We start from the raw sequence: 15,883 nt of genomic DNA, 5'->3' as shown, positions 1-15,883 counted from the left end.
GGTGATTAGGTCCGCCGCACGAAATCTAGTTATTTCTCGACTACAATTACCTTATGCGCTGACTCGGTGACAAGAGTCCCGAGGGCAACACGAATCGGTTTTTTCGGTTTTCCCCAACTTGCCCGGTCGCTTATGAGCCGGCATCTGGCTGGGAGGCTTGTCGCGTGTCTTTGCGCGACGTTTTCGTTGACTTCATGGCTGAAAAACACGATAAGCCGCAAAGGCCGCCGCTTTGGCGGCTTTTTGATTTTCCGGTTCCGGAGACGCATATAATGAGCGGTTCGGCGCTTTTCGAGACCTTTACCCGCGCACCCCTGGCCTTCGACCACGGGGAAGGCACTTGGCTGATTACCGACAAGGGCGAACGATATCTCGATTTTGCTGGCGGCATTGCCGTGAATTCGTTGGGCCACAGCCATCCACATCTGGTCGCTGCACTTACAGAGCAGGCCGCCAAGCTCTGGCATATCTCCAACCTCTACGAGATTCCGCAGCAGAGACGGCTGGGTGAGCGGCTGGTCGACGCCACCTTCGCCGACAAGGTGTTCTTTACCAATTCCGGCGCCGAGGCGCTGGAATGTGCGATCAAAACGGCGCGGCGCTACCACTTCGTCAAGGGCCATCCAGAACGTTTTCGTATTATCACCTTCGAAGGCGCTTTCCACGGCCGCACCCTGGCGACGATAGCAGCGGGCGGCCAATACAAATATCTCGAAGGATTCGGGCCCAAGGTCGAAGGCTTCGATCAGGTCGGTTTCGATGACATCGACGCCGCCGAAAAGGCGATCACGTCGGAGACCGCAGCGATCCTGATCGAGCCGGTACAGGGCGAAGGCGGCATCCGCCCGGTGCCGACACAGTCGCTGAAGCGGCTCCGGCAGCTCTGTGAGCAGCATGACCTGCTCTTGATTTACGATGAGGTCCAGTGCGGCATCGGCCGCACCGGAAAACTGTTCGCGCATGAATGGTCCGGTGTGACGCCTGATATCATGGCAATCGCCAAGGGCATCGGCGGTGGCTTTCCGATGGGCGCCTGCCTGGCCACCGACGAGGCGGCGGTCGGTATGACCGCTGGCGTGCATGGCACCACTTTCGGCGGCAATCCGCTGGCGATGGCGGTCGGCAACGCCGTGCTCGACGTGGTGCTGGAAGACGGCTTCCTGGAGGATGTCCAGCGCAAGGCGCTGTTGTTGAAGCAGGGGCTGGCGGGCGTTGCCGATGAATTTCCTGATGTCATAGAAGACATCAGGGGAACCGGGCTGATGCTCGGCCTGAAATGTGCGATGCCCAACACCAAGGTGAACACGGCGCTGCGCGATCAGCATCTGCTGACGGTTCCGGCGGGCGACAATGTCATCCGCCTGCTACCGCCGCTCACCGTCACCGATGCTGAGATCCATGAAGCGCTCGACCGCATCCGCACCGGCGCCCGGGGCCTGGCGGATGCCATCGCCGCGGCTGCCGCGAAGTAACAGTCGAAAGACCCCAAATGAGCCTTCGCCATTTCACCGATCTTTCCGCCGTTTCCGAAGGCGATCTGCGCTTCATGCTGGACGATGCGGTCGTGCGGAAGACAAAGCTCAAGGCCGGCGAGCGGACCAAGCCGCTCGAAGGCAAGGTGCTGGCCATGATCTTCGACAAGCCGTCGACGCGCACGCGCGTGTCCTTCGACGTCGGCATGCGCCAGCTCGGCGGCGAGACCATCATGCTGACCGGCACCGAGATGCAGCTCGGCCGCTCCGAAACCATCGCCGACACGGCCAAGGTGCTGTCGCGCTATGTCGATGCGATCATGATCCGCACGACATCGCATGACCGGCTGCTGGAGCTGACCGAGAACGCCACCATTCCCGTCATCAACGGGCTGACCGACGATACCCATCCCTGCCAGCTGATGGCCGACATCATGACCTTCGAGGAACATCGCGGCCCGGTTGCCGGCAAGACCATCGCCTGGACCGGCGACGGCAACAATGTGCTGCATTCCCTGCTGGAAGCCTCGGCGCGGTTTCGCTTCAACCTGAATGTCGCCGTGCCGGAAGGCAGTGAGCCGGCGCAGAAGCATATCGACTGGTCGAGAGCGCATGGCGGTAAATTGCATTTCACCCGCTCGCCCGAGGAGGCGGTGCACGAGGCCGACTGCGTCGTCACCGACTGCTGGGTGTCTATGGGCCAGGAGCATCGTGCGCGCGGCCACAATGTCTTTTCACCCTACCAGGTCAATGCGGCGCTGATGGCGAAGGCAAAACCGGACGCATTATTCATGCATTGCCTGCCGGCGCATCGCGGCGAGGAGGTCACCGACGAAGTCATCGACGGGCCGCATTCGGTGGTGTTCGATGAGGCCGAGAATCGACTCCACGCCCAGAAGGCGGTTTTGGCCTGGTGCCTCGGCGCTTGATCCGGGCCGCCTTGATCCGGAAGCGCGTGATGCCTATCTCAACTGCATCACGCAAATCGAGCGCGTTTCGACGCATGCGCCCCGGAGGGCGGCATGGCCGCGCCCCGGAGCTTTGTCATGTTGGAAACTCATCAGTTGGCTGAACATCAACCCAAACTCGGCGAATTCGGCTACGCCGGCGACGATCATGTCGTGCCCTTCGAGGTCGGCCCGCTCGACGTGCGCGGCCGCACCGTCCAGCTCGGGCCTATGCTCGACGCGATCCTCAGCCGTCACGACTATCCCGAGCCGGTCGCCCGCCTGCTGGCGGAAGCCTGCGTGCTGACGGTGCTGCTTGGCACCTCGCTCAAGTTCGAGGGCAAGTTCATCCTGCAGACCCGCACCGACGGGCCGGTAGACATGCTGGTCGCGGATTTTTCCACGCCGTCGGCGCTGCGCGCCTATGCGCGTTTCGATGCCGACCGGCTGGAGGCGCTGACCGCCGCCGGCGAGACGTCGCAGCAGACGCTGCTCGGCAGCGGCGTCCTGGCGCTGACCATCGACCAGGGCGCCCACACGCAGCGCTATCAGGGCATCGTCCAGCTTGACGGCGAGACGCTGGAGGAGGCCGCGCGCACCTATTTTCGCCAGTCGGAACAGATCCCGACCGATCTCAGGCTCTCGGTGGCCAAGCTGTTGACGCCCGGCATCGGCGGCGCCCGCGAGCAGTGGCGCGCCGGTGGCATCCTGGCGCAATTCCTGCCGCAATCGCCCGAGCGCATGCGCGTGCCCGACCTTCCGGGCGGCGACGGCGATCCGCGCGGCGAGATCCACGATCCCGCCGACAATTCCTGGCAGGAATTGCTGGCTTTGCTCGGTACGATCGAACCGACGGAACTGATCGACCCGACGATCGGCGCCGAGCGGCTGCTTTACCGGCTGTTCCACGAGCACGGCGTCCGCGTCTTCGGCGGCGTTCCGGTCGCTGACCAGTGCTCATGTTCCAAGGAGAGGATCCGCGGCATTCTCGAAGGCTTCTCCGCCGACGAGATCAGGGACAGCACCGAGGATGGCGGCATTCACGTCGCCTGCGAATTCTGCTCGAAGCAGTATGACTTCGACCCAGCGGAATTTACCGCGGCGCAGTAACAGCTGTCAGTTGACGGTGCGCCGTGTGCCCGGCAAGTCGAGCGAAAAGGCGGGGATGGCGATATCGAACGTCTCGCCCCGCTTGTTGCGCATCGTGTAGTGGCCAACCATGATGCCGGAAGGCGTCGGCAACGGGCAACCGGACGTATATTGATAGCTGTCGCCGGGGTTGAGCTCGGGCTGGTCGCCAACGACGCCGGCGCCGCGCACTTCCTCGACGCGGCCGGCGCCGTCCGTGATATGCCAATAGCGCGACAGAAGCTGAACGAACTCGTCCGACTGATTGTCTATGGTTACGTGATAACCCCAGACATAGCGGTTCTCCGTCGGGTCCGAGCGATCTTCCAGATAGAACGGCCTGACCAGCACTTCGATGTTGCGCGTGACGGCGCGGTACATGGATTACTCCGGTTGCTGCGGCAGGGAACATTTGTCCCGCTGCGCGGTTTGATGCGGGAGCGCAGACCCCGTTTGCCGACCTCAAAGCGCCCGTGCCGAAAAACAATGTCATTTAAGTGACACATGACAATGTTGGTGTGCACAGACCGTGCCGGGGCGACTCGGGCGCTCTGTCGACTACCACATCGGCCCGTAAATCGAATTCGATTTTCGGAAAACACGATGCGGTAGACTCAAAAAGCGTTAGAGCGTCCTTTGCGCGTCCAAATGGACGCGGCGCTCTCATGAAACGGCCGCAGGCGGCCTTTCCGGAGTGACCAGATCTCGATGGAACTGACTCTCGCAGCCGCCGTTGCATCTTCAGCCCTTCTTCTTTCAAATCTCGCCAGCATCATGCTCGCCTCGTCGCGGCTGAAGAAGCGGCATGTCATCGCTGCACCCTCCGGGAAGCCGCCGCCTCTCTCGATTGTCGTGCCGTCGCGTGGCGTCGAGCCGTTCACCGAGGAGACGCTTCAGCGCGCCTTCTCGCTCGATTGGCCACACTATGAACTGATCTTCTGCGTCGCCCATGCCGACGATCCAGTAGTCAATCTCATCAACGCCGCTATTGCCCGCTATCCCAATGTGCCGGCGCGGCTGCTCACCGGCGATGACCGCATTAGCGCCAATCCCAAGCTCAATAACTGCGCCAAGGGTTGGGAAGCCGCACGCCACGACTGGGTCATCCTTGCCGACTCCAACGTGTTGATGCCCAAAGACTATATCCAGCACCTGATGGCCGCATGGCGGCCGACCACAGGCCTTGTCTGCTCGACCCCGATCGGCTCGCGGCCGGATGGCTTCTGGGCTGAAGTCGAATGCGCTTTCCTCAACACGCTGCAGGCGCGCTGGCAATATGCCGGTGAGGCACTTGGCCTCGGCTTTGCCCAGGGCAAGAGCATGCTGTGGAACAAGCCGATGCTTGACGCGAACGGCGGTATCCACGCGCTCGCCGCCGAGATCGCTGAGGACGCCGCTGCGACCAAGCTGGTCAATGGGCTCGGTTTGCGCGTCAACCTCGTCGCCTCGCCATTCGAGCAGCCGCTCGGCCAGCGTACATTTGGCGAAATTTGGTCGCGCCAGGCCCGCTGGGCGCGGCTGCGCCGCGTCACCTTCCCGCTGTTCTTCGCGCCCGAGATATTAACCGGCGCGGCAATGCCACTGCTGTTGGCGCTGATTGCGGCGACAAGTGCCGGCGTCAGCTTGCCCACCACGGCTTTATGCGTACTGCTGATTGCCTATCTGCCGGAATGCATGCTCGCCTGGTCCAAGGGCTGGTATCTCTCGCCACGCACCGTCACCGCGATGATCGTGCGGGATACGGTGCTTCCCGCCATCTGGGCACGTGGCTGGCTGGGCGGTGCTGTCGAATGGCGCGGCAATGCCATGACCATCCGCACCAAGGCTATGACCGAGTTGGAAGAAAGCGTCTGAGAAATCCCTGCCGCGCGGCGACTGCTATTTGGCTGATTTAAGTGCCTGCTCGACATCCGCGAGCAGATCGTCCGTGTCCTCAAGTCCGACGGACAGCCTCAGCGTGCCCGGCCCGATGCCGAGTTCGGCGCGCGCCTCATCGCTCAGATTCTTGTGCGTCGTTGTCGCCGGATGGGTGATCAGGCTCTTGGCGTCGCCGAGATTGTTGGAAATCAGCACGATATCGAGCGCGTTCTGGAAGGCGAAGGCCGCCTGCTTGCCGCCCTTGACGTCGAGGCAGATCAGCGTCGAGCCGCCCGACATCTGCTTCTTGACGACCGCCGCCTGCGGGTGGTCGGCGCGGCCCGGATAGATGACGCGGGCGATCTCCGGCCGCTCGGCAAGAAAATCCGCGATCCGGCCGGCACTTTCCGTCTGCTGGCGCACGCGCAGCGGCAGCGTCTCGAGGCCCTTCAGCAGCGTCCATGCGTTAAACGGCGACAGGCTGGGGCCGGTGTGGCGGAAATAGTCGTGCAGGTTCTCGTCGATCCACTTCTTGTCCGACAGGATGACGCCGCCGAGGCAGCGGCCCTGGCCGTCGATGTGCTTGGTCGCCGAGTAGACGACGATATGGGCGCCGAGCTGCAACGGCTTCTGCTGCAAGGGCGTGGCAAAGACATTGTCGACGATCAGCCGCGCGCCGATTGAATTGGCAAGCGAGGCAACGGCTGCGATGTCGACGACTTCCAGCGTCGGATTGGTCGGGCTTTCAAGGAAGAACAGCTTGGTGTTGGGCCTGACCGCCTTTTCCCAATTGCCGATTTCGGTGCCGTCGACCAGCGTCGCCTCGATGCCGTATTTCGGCGCCAGTGTTTCGACCACCCAGCGGCAGGAGCCGAACAGCGCGCGCGCCGCCACGATATGGTCGCCGGCCCTGGCGCTGCACAGCAGCGCCGCCGTCACCGCAGCCATGCCGGACGCTGTGGCGCGGGCATCTTCGGCGCCTTCCAGCGCACACATGCGCTTCTCGAACATGTCGACCGTCGGATTGGCGTAGCGCGAATAGATGAAGCCCGGTTCCTCGCCCTTGAAGCGGGCCTCGGCCGCTTGCGCGGTGTCGTAGACATAGCCCTGGGTGAGGTACATCGCCTCGGAGGTCTCGCCGAAGCCGGAACGCAAGGTCCCGCTATGCACGAGTGCTGTCTGAGGTTTCCAGTTACGCTTCTTGCTTGTCATCACTTTTGTTCCAGACACAAAAAAACCGGCCGCGAAAGTCGCAACCGGTCCATACGGCCTTGCGGCCCGACGGTCCTTTAGCGACTTGTTTAACGTGGCTGCAAGCCGACCGGCCAAATCACCACGGGATAACGATCCTTTAGACCCGGACCTCGCTTGCGTCAATTGCCGGCATGATTAAGAGGTTTGTACCAGCAGGTTCCGCAAAAGCCTGCCCTCGGGTCCGCCCTGAGGGTGTCTCACGGTTTTGCGACACGAATCTGCAAGAAACGAGACCTTGCCCGGCCTTCAAGCGGAGCCAGACTTTGCGGCAGACAGGCATTCTTCCCGATCAGGACATTTCCGCGCTGTTCCAGTCGGGTGCGCTGACGTCGCTGCGCGCGCTCGACGCCGACCAGATCCAGCCAGCCAGCCTCGACCTCAGGCTTGGCGACAAGGCCTGGCGGGTACGCGCCTCTTTCCTGCCTGGCCCAAACCACAGGGTCGCTGAAAAACTCGACCGTCTGAAGCTGCACGAAATCAATCTTGCCGACGGTGCGGTGCTGGAGACGGGCTGCGTCTATATCGTCCCGCTGCTCGAGAGCCTGGCGCTTCCGGCAAACATTTCGGCCTCGGCCAACCCGAAGAGCTCGACCGGACGGCTCGACATCTTCACCCGCGTGATGACCGATCGCGGCCACGAGTTCGACAAGATCGCTGCCGGCTATAGCGGCCCGCTCTATCTGGAAGTCAGTCCGCGCACCTTTCCGATCGTCGTCCGCGCCGGCTCGCGGCTGTCGCAGATCAGGTTCCGCACCGGCAATGCGCTTTTGTCGGAAGGCGAGCTGCACGAATTGCACCGTGCCGAGACGCTCGTCGCCACCGAGCCACCCAATATTTCCGGTGGCGGCATCGCGCTGTCGATCGATCTCGATGGCGATAAGGATGGCCTGGTCGGTTACCGTGGCAAGCACCACACCGGGCTGGTCGACGTCGACAAGCGCGCCGCGCAGGATGTCGTCGACTTCTGGGAGCCGCTCTACAAGAGCGGTGCCGGCGAATTGGTGCTCGATCCGGACGAATTCTATATCCTCGTCAGCCAGGAGGCGGTGCATGTGCCGCCGCTCTATGCCGCCGAGATGACGCCCTTCGATCCGCTGGTCGGCGAATTCCGCGTCCATTATGCCGGCTTCTTCGATCCGGGCTTTGGCCATTCGGCGGCCGGCGGCACCGGCAGCAGGGCGGTGCTCGAAGTGCGCAGTCACGAAGTGCCGTTCATCCTCGACCACGGCCAGATCGTCGGACGGCTGGTCTACGAGCACATGCTGAAGCGGCCGCAGGCGCTCTACGGCACCGATCTCGGCTCGAACTACCAGGCGCAGGGCCTGAAACTGTCCAAGCATTTCCGCGCCGCGCTGATCGCCGATCACGACTGAGACCGTGCTTGCCTGAACCATGCGGGTCGTGCTTGGCTATGCCCAGCCGTCAGGGTGGCTCTGAACCAAGGGAACAAAAAATGCAGATTTCAAGATGGATCGCATCGGCAGCAACAGCCGCCATGCTGGTGATATCGGCCGGCTCCTTGTCGGCGCAAGCACAGGAAAAATTGAAGATCGCCACCGAAGGCGCCTATCCGCCGTTCAACACCATCGCCGCGGACGGCAAGCTCGTCGGCTTCGATATCGACATCGCCGAGGCGCTTTGCGCTCAGATGAAGGCCGAGTGCGAACTTGTCACGCAGGACTGGGACGGCATGATTCCGGCGCTCCAGGCCAGAAAATTCGACGCCATCGTCGCGTCCATGAGCATTACCGAGGAGCGCAAGAAGCAGGTCTCCTTCACCAACAAATACTATACGACACCGCTTTCGCTGGTGGCCTTGAAGGACAGCGATATTGCCTCGACCGAACCCGCCGCACTCGCCGGCAAGACAGTCGGCGCCCAGGCTTCGACCACCCAGGCCGACTATGCACAGGATGTCTATGGCAAGGCCGGCGCCGAGGCTAAGCTCTATCCGACCCAGGAGGAGGCGGTTGCCGACCTGATGAACGGCCGCCTCGATGCGGTCCTCTCAGACAAGTTCGTGCTGATGGACTGGATGAAGAAATCGAGCGACGGCTGCTGCAAGATGGTTGGTGACGTCAAGGGCACCGAGACGGAAGCAGGCATCGCCGTGCGTCAGGAAGACAATGCGCTGCGCGAAAAACTCAACGCCGCCATAGACGCCATCGTCGCCGACGGAACCTACAAGAAGATCCAGGCCAAGTATTTCGACTTCGATATTTATTGAGGAACTGCCAATCTCCCCCCTTGAGGGGAGATGGCCGGCAGGCCAGAGGGGGTCGGTCCGGCCGGGCTCGGCTCTTATCACGGACGCAGGGGCTGGCGCTCTACGCGAGACGACCCCCTCTGTCGCCTTCGGCGACATCTCCCCGGAGATCACCCGCTACAGTGCCTTCACCGACACCTTCATCGGCTGCTCGATTTCCAGCGGGTTGCGCAGCGGCAGGCCGAAATCCTTGGCCTCGATCTCGAACACGTCGCCGGCCTCGGTCCTGACGCCGTCGGCGAAGGACAGCGTCGCCGTGCCGAACATGTGCACATGCACGTCGCCCGGCTGGCGGAAGGCCGAGTATTTGAAGTGGTGATGTTCGAGATTGGCGATGGTGTGCGACATGTTCGCCTCGCCCGACAGGAACGGCTTTTCCCACAGCAGCTTGCCGTCGCGAACGATGCGCGACGAACCCCTGATGTCGGCCGGCAAATCGCCAATCAGGATCTCCGGCCCGAAAGAGGCGTTGCGCAGCTTCGAGTGCGCCAGGAACAGATAGTTCACGCGCTCGGTGACGTGGTCTGAAAATTCGTTCGACAGCGTGAAGCCGACACGGAACGGCGCCCCGTCGTCGCCGATGACATAGATGCCGGCAACCTCCGGTTCCTCGCCGGCATCCTGGGCGAAAGCGGGCGACAGAAGCGCCGCACCGGGCGCCACCGCCATGGTGCCGTTTCCCTTATAGAACCACTCAGGCTGGACCCCCGTCTGGCCCTTGGCCGGCTTGCCGCCTTCCAGTCCCATGCGGAACATCTTCATGGAATCCGTGAGCTGCTCCCCGCCGTCGGTGCTTAGCTTCTTGTGCATGGCGTCGCGTGTCGCGGCAGAACCGAGATGCGTCAATCCAGTGCCGGTGAGGTGGAGATGCGCCGGATCCGGATGGTTGATCGGCGACAAAAGCCGTCCCTTTTTATAGGCGGCATCGAGGTCGATCGCTTCACCGAATCCTTTGCGCTCGATGAGAGCGACAAGTCCGCTGCCGGTGCGTGCAGCCTCCATTGCCAGCGAATAAACGCTGCGGGCGCCGTTAATGATCCTGGTCTTGCCGCCATTGCGGGCAACGACCCGAATCGTTTCGGCGTCGTCGAGGATCTGGGAGATCAGCATGATGTACCCTCTTCTCTCTGGTGCTTTGGCCCGGCTGCCCATTCGGCAAACCCTGACCTGCGCGGCTCGGGACCAATCCGTGCCACGGGTGAAATTCTTTGTCCGGATTGCGCTCGCTGGCCTGGTCTCTCAGGAGACTTCTTCGCACCGGCTCTTGCCGGCAGCCGCGATGTGACCCGTATGGTTTCCTCGTCCGGCCAGGTTTCTCCCGGCTCAACCCTTGTTCTTGTTGTAGACGTCGAAGACCACGGCACCGAGCAGCACCAGGCCTTTGACTACCTGCTGCCAGTCGACATTGACGCCCATGATCGACATGCCGTTGTTCATGACACCCATGATGAAACCGCCGACCACAGCGCCGATGACCTGGCCGACGCCGCCCATCGCCGAAGCGCCGCCGATGAACACGGCGGCGATGACATCGAGCTCGCTGCCGAGGCCCGCCGCCGGCACGGCCTGCCCCAGGCGCGCCGCGATGATCAGGCCGCCAAGCGCCGACAGCACGCCCATATTGACGAACACCAGAAGGGTGAGCCGTTCGGTCTTGATGCCTGATAGCTGCGCCGCCTTGGCATTGCCGCCCATCGCATAGATGCGGCGGCCGATCGTCATGCGTTTGGTGACGAAGACGAACAGGGCGATCAGCGCGCCCATCACCACAAGGACGATCGGCAGGCCTCTGTAGGTGGCGAACTGGTAGACCAGGAACAGCGCCAGGGCGCTGGTCACCAGGGTCTTGACGACGAACAGCATGAAAGGTTCGGCTTCATAGCCATGCCGCTCGCGGCTGCGCCGTGCCCTGAGCCCGAAATAGGCATAAGCGAATACGGCGACGAGGCCGATCACGATCGTCGTCATGTGCAGCGTCAGCCCGCTGCCGACGATCGTCTTGCCGGCGGCGTTGACGACCGGCGGGATCAGCGTCAATGAGCCGATCACGTCAGGAATGAAGCCGGAGCTGAGCGCCTTGAAACCGACCGGAAGCGGCCCCACGGAAGACCCGCCACCGAGCAGCGCCTGGCAGATGCCGCGGAAGATCAACATCCCGGCCAGTGTGACGATGAAGCTCGGTATTCGGTGATACGCAATCCAGTAGCCTTGCGCCGCGCCGATTGCGCCACCGACGATCAGGCAGATGATCGACACCACCAGCGGATTGCTCAAAGGGCCGAGCGGCCAGATGACCATCATCATCGCCGCGAGCGCGCCGATGAAGCCGGCGACGGAGCCGACGCTGAGATCGATATGGCCGGAGACGATCACCAAAAGCATGCCCAGCGCCATCACGATGATGAAGCTGTTCTGCTGCACCAGGTTGCTCAGGTTCACCGGCTTGAACAGCGTTCCGGACGTCGTGAACTGGAAGAAGAGCATGATGGCGATCAGCGCCAGGATCAGGCCGTATTCGCGCAGATTGGTGACCAGGGCCGAGACGGCAACGCGAGGTGTCTGTTGGAGGTCCTGGGCGACGCCGCTCTGCGGCCCGGGAGCGCTTTCGGTGCTCATGATGCTTTTCCTTCTCCCCGGACTATGGCGCGCATGATTTTTTCCTGATTCGCGTCGGCCGCGGCCATTTCTCCCACGATGCGCCCTTCATTCATGACGTAGATGCGGTCGGTGATGCCGAGCAGCTCGGGCATCTCGGACGAAATGACGATGATCGCCTTACCCTCGGAGGCAAGACGCGCGATGATCGTATAGATTTCATACTTGGCACCGACGTCGATGCCACGCGTCGGCTCGTCGAGGATCAGCACTTCCGGATTGGCGAACAGCCATTTCGACAGCACCACCTTCTGCTGATTGCCGCCCGACAAATTGCCCGTCATCTGATAGACGCTGGACGAGCGGATGTTGGTCTTGGCCTTGTATTCGTTGGCGACCGCAAGTTCGCGCATATCGTCGATCACGCTATGGCGCGACACGCCGGGAAGATTGGCCAACGTGATATTGTGCTTGATATGATCGATCAGGTTGAGCCCGTAGGTCTTGCGGTCTTCGGTGACATAGGCAATGCCGTGCTCCACCGCCTTGCTCACCGAAGAGATATCGATCGGCTTGCCTTTGAGGCGCACTTCGCCGGTGATGCGGCGGCCGTACGACCTGCCGAACAGACTCATCGCGAATTCCGTACGTCCGGCGCCCATCAGCCCGGCGATGCCGACCACCTCGCCCTTGCGGACGTCGATGTCGATGCCCTTGATCACCTGCCGATCGGCGTGGATCGGGTGATAGACCGACCAGTCCTTCACTTCGAGCACGGTCTCGCCGATCTTCGGCTCGCGCGGCGGGAAACGGTTGTCGAGCGAGCGGCCGACCATCGAGGTGATGATGCGGTCCTCGCGGATGTCTTTCTTGGCCAGCGTCTCGATGGTCCGCCCGTCGCGGATGATCGTAACTTTGTCGGCGACCCGGTTGACCTCGTTGAGCTTGTGCGAGATCAGGATCGAGGTGATGCCTTGCCGCTTGAATTCGAGCAATAGATCGAGCAGCGCCTGGCTGTCCTTTTCGGACAGGCTCGCGGTCGGCTCGTCAAGGATCAGCAGCTTCACTTCCTTGCTGAGCGCCTTGGCGATCTCGACCAGTTGCTGCTTGCCGACGCCGATATTGGTGATCAGCGTCTTGGGATCCTCCTTGAGGCCCACCTTCTTCAGCAGGGCGCTGGTGCGCGTCTCGTTGGCATTCCAGTCGATGACGCCATATTTTGCGTGTTCGTTGCCGAGGAAAATGTTCTCTGTGATCGACAGCATCGGCACCAGAGCAAGTTCCTGGTGGATGATGACGATGCCTTTGTGTTCGCTGTCATGGATGCCTTTGAAATGGCATTCTTCGCCACGGTAGATGATCGCGCCGTCATAGGTGCCGGACGCATACACGCCCGACAGCACCTTCATCAGCGTCGACTTGCCGGCACCGTTCTCTCCGACCACGGCGTGGATCTCGCCTTCTTCGACGCGCAAATTGACGTTGGACAGCGCCTTGACGCCGGGGAACGTCTTGGTGATGTCGCGCATCTCCAAAATCGTCGAGGTCATCAGGAATTAAGCTCCTCCGAGATCGGCAAAACATACCGGCCTCGCTGGTTAACGAAAAGGGGCCCTGCATTGCGCAGGACCCCAGTCTTTATATCAGAGATTACTTCAGCTCGTCGGCCTTGATGTAGCCGGAGTCGACCACCAGGGCCTGGTAGTTCGACTTGTCGACCTCATGTGGCGTCAGCAGGATCGAGGGAACGACCTTGACGTCGTTGTTGTAGGTCGTGGTGTCGAGGCCTTCCGGCTTGCCGCCCGAGAGCACCTTGTCGACGAGCTCGACCGTCGCCTTGGCGAGTTCGCGGGTGTCCTTGAACACGGTCGAGTACTGCTCGCCGGCGATGATCGCCTTGACCGAAGCGGTCTCGGCGTCCTGGCCGGTGACGATTGGCCATGGCTGGTCGGCAGTGCCGTAACCGACGGCGCGCAGCGAGGCGATGATGCCGCGCGACAGGCCGTCATAGGGCGAAAGAACGCCATCGACGCGGCTGCCATCCGAGTAGTTGGCGGAGAGCAAATTATCCATGCGGGCCTGAGCGGTCGCCGCCAGCCAGCGCAGCGTGCCAACCTTGTCCATGCCCATCTGGCCCGACTTCACGACCAGCGTCTTGTCGTCGATCAGCGGCTGCAGCACCGACATGGCGCCGTTGTAGAAGAAGAAGGCGTTGTTGTCGTCCGGCGAACCCCCGAACAGCTCGATGTTGAACGGACCTTTGTTCTCGGGATAGCCGAGGCCCTTGAGCAGCGATTTGGCCTGGATGACGCCGACGCCGAAATTGTCGAATGTCGTGTAGTAGTCGACATTCGCCGTCTTCTTGATCAAACGGTCATAGGCGACGACGACGACGCCGGCGTCAGCCGCCTTCTGCAGTGCGTCCGACATCGTGGTGCCGTCGATCGAGGCGATGATCAGCGCTTTCGGTCCTTTGGTGATTTCGTTTTCCAGCTGGCTGAGCTGATTGGGGATATCGTCCTGCGCATATTGCAGGTCGACAGTGTAGCCCAGAGCCTCGAGCTGGGACTTGACGGCGTCGCCGTCGTTGATCCAGCGCTGCGAGGTCTTGGTGGGCATCAGCACGCCGACGAGGCCTTCGCCTGCCTGTGCAGGCAGCGTCATGGCCGCGATGCCAAGGGCCGCGACGGCGGCCAGTGTCTTGATGATCTTCACATTAACTCTCCCTGGTTGATGGACGCGCACCCTGGGTTTCGTGGGCCGCGCGATCGTGCAGGAGCGCCCAAACGCGCCGCTGCCGTCATATCGATCTCCGGTATCCTCCCAATCGGCCCTGAGACTCTGGTTCCTGTCGATGCGATTTTTCTCGCTGGCGACGGTCAAGCCTCAGGACGTGCAAAGGGTGTGGCTCTTTGCCATAACTGTCAAATGCGATCTTTGATGGTTGCTATACCGAAACTGATATATTGAAAGCCGACGAAGACTTGGCCGAATTGCCGGGTCGGCCACGAGCGGGACAAGAAAAGACCATGGCGGCGCTGCGGAATCCTGATGGACTTTCAGCCAGTTACGAAGAGCCCCCCGGCGACGGAGAGATCCTGCTGCGCAGCGGCCTCAGCCTGCGTCACATGCGCATGATCGCAGCCCTCGATGACCATGGCCGGGTCAGCGCGGCAGCCCAGGTCATGAACATTTCTCAGCCCGCCGCCTCGCGCATGATCGCCGAGATGGAGGCGGTGCTCGACGTCAAGCTGTGCGACAGGCTGCCGCGCGGCATCACGCTGACGCCCTACGGCAAGGCCTTGGCGAGGCGCGCGCGTTCGATCCTGCTCGAGATGCGTGAGGTCGACCGCGAAATTTCAGAGCTCAAGGCTGGCAAGGGCGGCTCGGTGTTCCTGGGCGCGGTAACTGCCCCTGCGATCGAGCTCGCCGTGCCGGCGATCCGCGAAATCCGGCGCATCTATCCGCGTATCGAGATCACCATGCAGGTCGAGACCTCCAATGTGCTGGCGCGCGAGCTGATCGCCACGCGTCACGATTTCATCATCGCGCGCGTCCCCGACGACCTCAATCCGCGGCTGTTCGAGGCTCGCGTCATCGGCGTCGAAAAAGCCTGCCTGATCGTGCGCCGCGGCCACCCGCTCGCCAAGGGCAAGGCGGTGCGGCTGGAGGAGACCGCCGCCTACGACTGGGTTTTCCAGTCGGGCGGCTCGCCGCTGCGTCAGGCGATGGAAAGCAATTTCCTGAACCGCAACATCGCGCTGCCGGACCGCATCCTCAACACCAGCTCGCTGCTGCTCACCCTGGTCATGGTCGCGCAGTCGGATGCCATCGCGCCGGTGTCGATCCAGGTGGCGAAATTCATCCAGAACCCCGAGGGGCTGGCGGGCGCCATCGACGTAGTCCAGACCGAGTTCGACATCGAGGTCAGGCCCTACAGCCTGATCACCGTGAAGAATCGCGTGCTGTCGCCGGCGGCCAAGATGCTGCACGACTTCATTTTGAGAGAGGTGGGCTGACGGCTGGAGCGGGTAGCGAACCCGCATCAGGATCAGTGAACCCAACAGGTTAGTCGTGCCCTCCGGAGGCTGTTAACTCAAGCGATTCGTTGCATAGCTATCGCAGCTGTTCCGCTTGGCATCCAGGCGACAAATCGTACTTTCGCGGCACGGCTCGTCGGCCAAGCCGCTTCAATTCAGAATATCGCTCGGGTCGCCCACACCGCCGACGAGTTTGCTCTGTAGCAAAATCGATTGGCCAGCAGTCCTGCTCTTGCAGGCTAGAGCGTTTCATCTCTTGAGAGAATCGTAGGATTCCCAAAGCGGCGTGATTGTGATTCAAGATGCTGGCTGGACGGAGGCCAG

At 62.0% G+C, this 15,883-nt stretch carries 13 protein-coding genes and 1 riboswitch; of the genes, 7 read left to right on the top strand and 6 right to left on the bottom strand.

Annotated elements, in window-relative coordinates:
• The first annotated feature begins 272 nt into the window (after positions 1-272).
• The 3 genes from NKH73_RS17380 to NKH73_RS17370 all read left to right on the top strand — a co-directional run bounded on the left by NKH73_RS17380 (position 273) and on the right by NKH73_RS17370 (position 3,529).
• Positions 273-1,472 carry an aspartate aminotransferase family protein gene (locus NKH73_RS17380; RefSeq protein ID WP_352933871.1) on the top strand — a complete coding sequence of 400 codons (1,200 nt, stop codon included), beginning with the start codon at positions 273-275 and terminating at the stop codon, positions 1,470-1,472.
• 17 nt (positions 1,473-1,489) lie between these two features.
• Entirely contained in the window at positions 1,490-2,401 is a 912-nt protein-coding gene (gene argF, locus NKH73_RS17375) for an ornithine carbamoyltransferase (RefSeq protein ID WP_352933868.1), read from the top strand.
• A gap of 93 nt (positions 2,402-2,494) precedes the next feature.
• Positions 2,495-3,529, top strand: a complete 1,035-nt coding sequence (locus NKH73_RS17370) for an Hsp33 family molecular chaperone (RefSeq protein ID WP_352933865.1) — start codon at positions 2,495-2,497, stop codon at positions 3,527-3,529.
• Between the two features lie 6 nt (positions 3,530-3,535).
• Here NKH73_RS17370 and apaG read toward each other — a convergent pair whose 3' ends face one another.
• Positions 3,536-3,928 carry a Co2+/Mg2+ efflux facilitator ApaG/CorD gene (apaG, locus tag NKH73_RS17365; RefSeq protein WP_352933862.1) on the bottom strand — a complete coding sequence of 131 codons (393 nt, stop codon included), beginning with the start codon at positions 3,926-3,928 and terminating at the stop codon, positions 3,536-3,538.
• Between the two features lie 327 nt (positions 3,929-4,255).
• Here apaG and NKH73_RS17360 point away from each other — a divergent pair, with 327 nt between their 5' ends.
• Positions 4,256-5,401, top strand: coding sequence for a ceramide glucosyltransferase (locus NKH73_RS17360; RefSeq protein ID WP_352933859.1), 1,146 nt, complete (start codon positions 4,256-4,258; stop codon positions 5,399-5,401).
• A 24-nt stretch (positions 5,402-5,425) separates the two neighbouring features.
• Here the strand turns inward: NKH73_RS17360 and NKH73_RS17355 are convergent, their stop codons facing one another.
• Positions 5,426-6,616 carry an O-succinylhomoserine sulfhydrylase gene (locus NKH73_RS17355; protein WP_352933856.1) on the bottom strand — a complete coding sequence of 397 codons (1,191 nt, stop codon included), beginning with the start codon at positions 6,614-6,616 and terminating at the stop codon, positions 5,426-5,428.
• A 57-nt stretch (positions 6,617-6,673) separates the two neighbouring features.
• Positions 6,674-6,751, bottom strand: a riboswitch (SAM riboswitch).
• Between the two features lie 170 nt (positions 6,752-6,921).
• On the opposite strand from NKH73_RS17355, the gene NKH73_RS17350 reads away from it, so the two are divergent.
• Complete coding sequence (locus tag NKH73_RS17350) at positions 6,922-8,031, top strand: 2'-deoxycytidine 5'-triphosphate deaminase (RefSeq protein WP_352933853.1); 1,110 nt, start codon at positions 6,922-6,924, stop codon at positions 8,029-8,031.
• 80 nt (positions 8,032-8,111) lie between these two features.
• Complete coding sequence (locus NKH73_RS17345; RefSeq protein ID WP_352933850.1) at positions 8,112-8,885, top strand: ABC transporter substrate-binding protein; 774 nt, start codon at positions 8,112-8,114, stop codon at positions 8,883-8,885.
• 156 nt (positions 8,886-9,041) lie between these two features.
• Here NKH73_RS17345 and araD1 read toward each other — a convergent pair whose 3' ends face one another.
• From araD1 to chvE, 4 genes are all read right to left on the bottom strand, one after another.
• Entirely contained in the window at positions 9,042-10,034 is a 993-nt protein-coding gene (gene araD1, locus NKH73_RS17340) for an AraD1 family protein (protein WP_352933846.1), read from the bottom strand.
• A 213-nt stretch (positions 10,035-10,247) separates the two neighbouring features.
• Complete coding sequence (gene mmsB / locus NKH73_RS17335; RefSeq protein WP_352933843.1) at positions 10,248-11,540, bottom strand: multiple monosaccharide ABC transporter permease; 1,293 nt, start codon at positions 11,538-11,540, stop codon at positions 10,248-10,250.
• A complete protein-coding gene (mmsA, locus tag NKH73_RS17330) occupies positions 11,537-13,069 on the bottom strand; it encodes a multiple monosaccharide ABC transporter ATP-binding protein (RefSeq protein ID WP_352933840.1) in 1,533 nt (510 codons plus the stop codon). Before mmsA ends, mmsB begins: the two co-directional genes overlap by 4 nt.
• A gap of 100 nt (positions 13,070-13,169) precedes the next feature.
• Positions 13,170-14,234, bottom strand: a complete 1,065-nt coding sequence (gene chvE / locus NKH73_RS17325) for a multiple monosaccharide ABC transporter substrate-binding protein (RefSeq protein ID WP_352933837.1) — start codon at positions 14,232-14,234, stop codon at positions 13,170-13,172.
• A 314-nt stretch (positions 14,235-14,548) separates the two neighbouring features.
• Between chvE and NKH73_RS17320 the strand changes: the two genes are divergently transcribed.
• On the top strand, positions 14,549-15,538 hold the full coding sequence (locus tag NKH73_RS17320; protein WP_352933835.1) for a LysR family transcriptional regulator: 990 nt from the start codon (positions 14,549-14,551) through the stop codon (positions 15,536-15,538).
• Positions 15,539-15,883 lie beyond the last annotated feature (345 nt).

This window comes from Mesorhizobium sp. M0938, from assembly GCF_040319125.1.
GTDB classification, from domain to species: Bacteria; Pseudomonadota; Alphaproteobacteria; order Rhizobiales; family Rhizobiaceae; genus Mesorhizobium; species Mesorhizobium robiniae.
Note: the sequence above shows the minus strand (reverse complement) of the source record. Positions and strands in the feature narration are given on the sequence as shown.

What these genes read in the sequence shown, in the direction of transcription:
- NKH73_RS17345 (WP_352933850.1), top strand. Translation starts at nt 8,112, where the DNA reads ATGCAGATTTCAAGATGGATCGCATCGGCAGCAACAGCCGCCATGCTG.
- NKH73_RS17360 (WP_352933859.1), top strand. Translation starts at nt 4,256, where the DNA reads ATGGAACTGACTCTCGCAGCCGCCGTTGCATCTTCAGCCCTTCTTCTT.
- argF (WP_352933868.1), top strand. Translation starts at nt 1,490, where the DNA reads ATGAGCCTTCGCCATTTCACCGATCTTTCCGCCGTTTCCGAAGGCGAT.
- NKH73_RS17380 (WP_352933871.1), top strand. Translation starts at nt 273, where the DNA reads ATGAGCGGTTCGGCGCTTTTCGAGACCTTTACCCGCGCACCCCTGGCC.
- apaG (WP_352933862.1), bottom strand. Translation starts at nt 3,928, where the DNA reads ATGTACCGCGCCGTCACGCGCAACATCGAAGTGCTGGTCAGGCCGTTC.
- NKH73_RS17355 (WP_352933856.1), bottom strand. Translation starts at nt 6,616, where the DNA reads ATGACAAGCAAGAAGCGTAACTGGAAACCTCAGACAGCACTCGTGCAT.
- NKH73_RS17320 (WP_352933835.1), top strand. Translation starts at nt 14,549, where the DNA reads ATGGCGGCGCTGCGGAATCCTGATGGACTTTCAGCCAGTTACGAAGAG.
- araD1 (WP_352933846.1), bottom strand. Translation starts at nt 10,034, where the DNA reads ATGCTGATCTCCCAGATCCTCGACGACGCCGAAACGATTCGGGTCGTT.
- NKH73_RS17370 (WP_352933865.1), top strand. Translation starts at nt 2,495, where the DNA reads ATGGCCGCGCCCCGGAGCTTTGTCATGTTGGAAACTCATCAGTTGGCT.
- mmsA (WP_352933840.1), bottom strand. Translation starts at nt 13,069, where the DNA reads ATGACCTCGACGATTTTGGAGATGCGCGACATCACCAAGACGTTCCCC.
- mmsB (WP_352933843.1), bottom strand. Translation starts at nt 11,540, where the DNA reads ATGAGCACCGAAAGCGCTCCCGGGCCGCAGAGCGGCGTCGCCCAGGAC.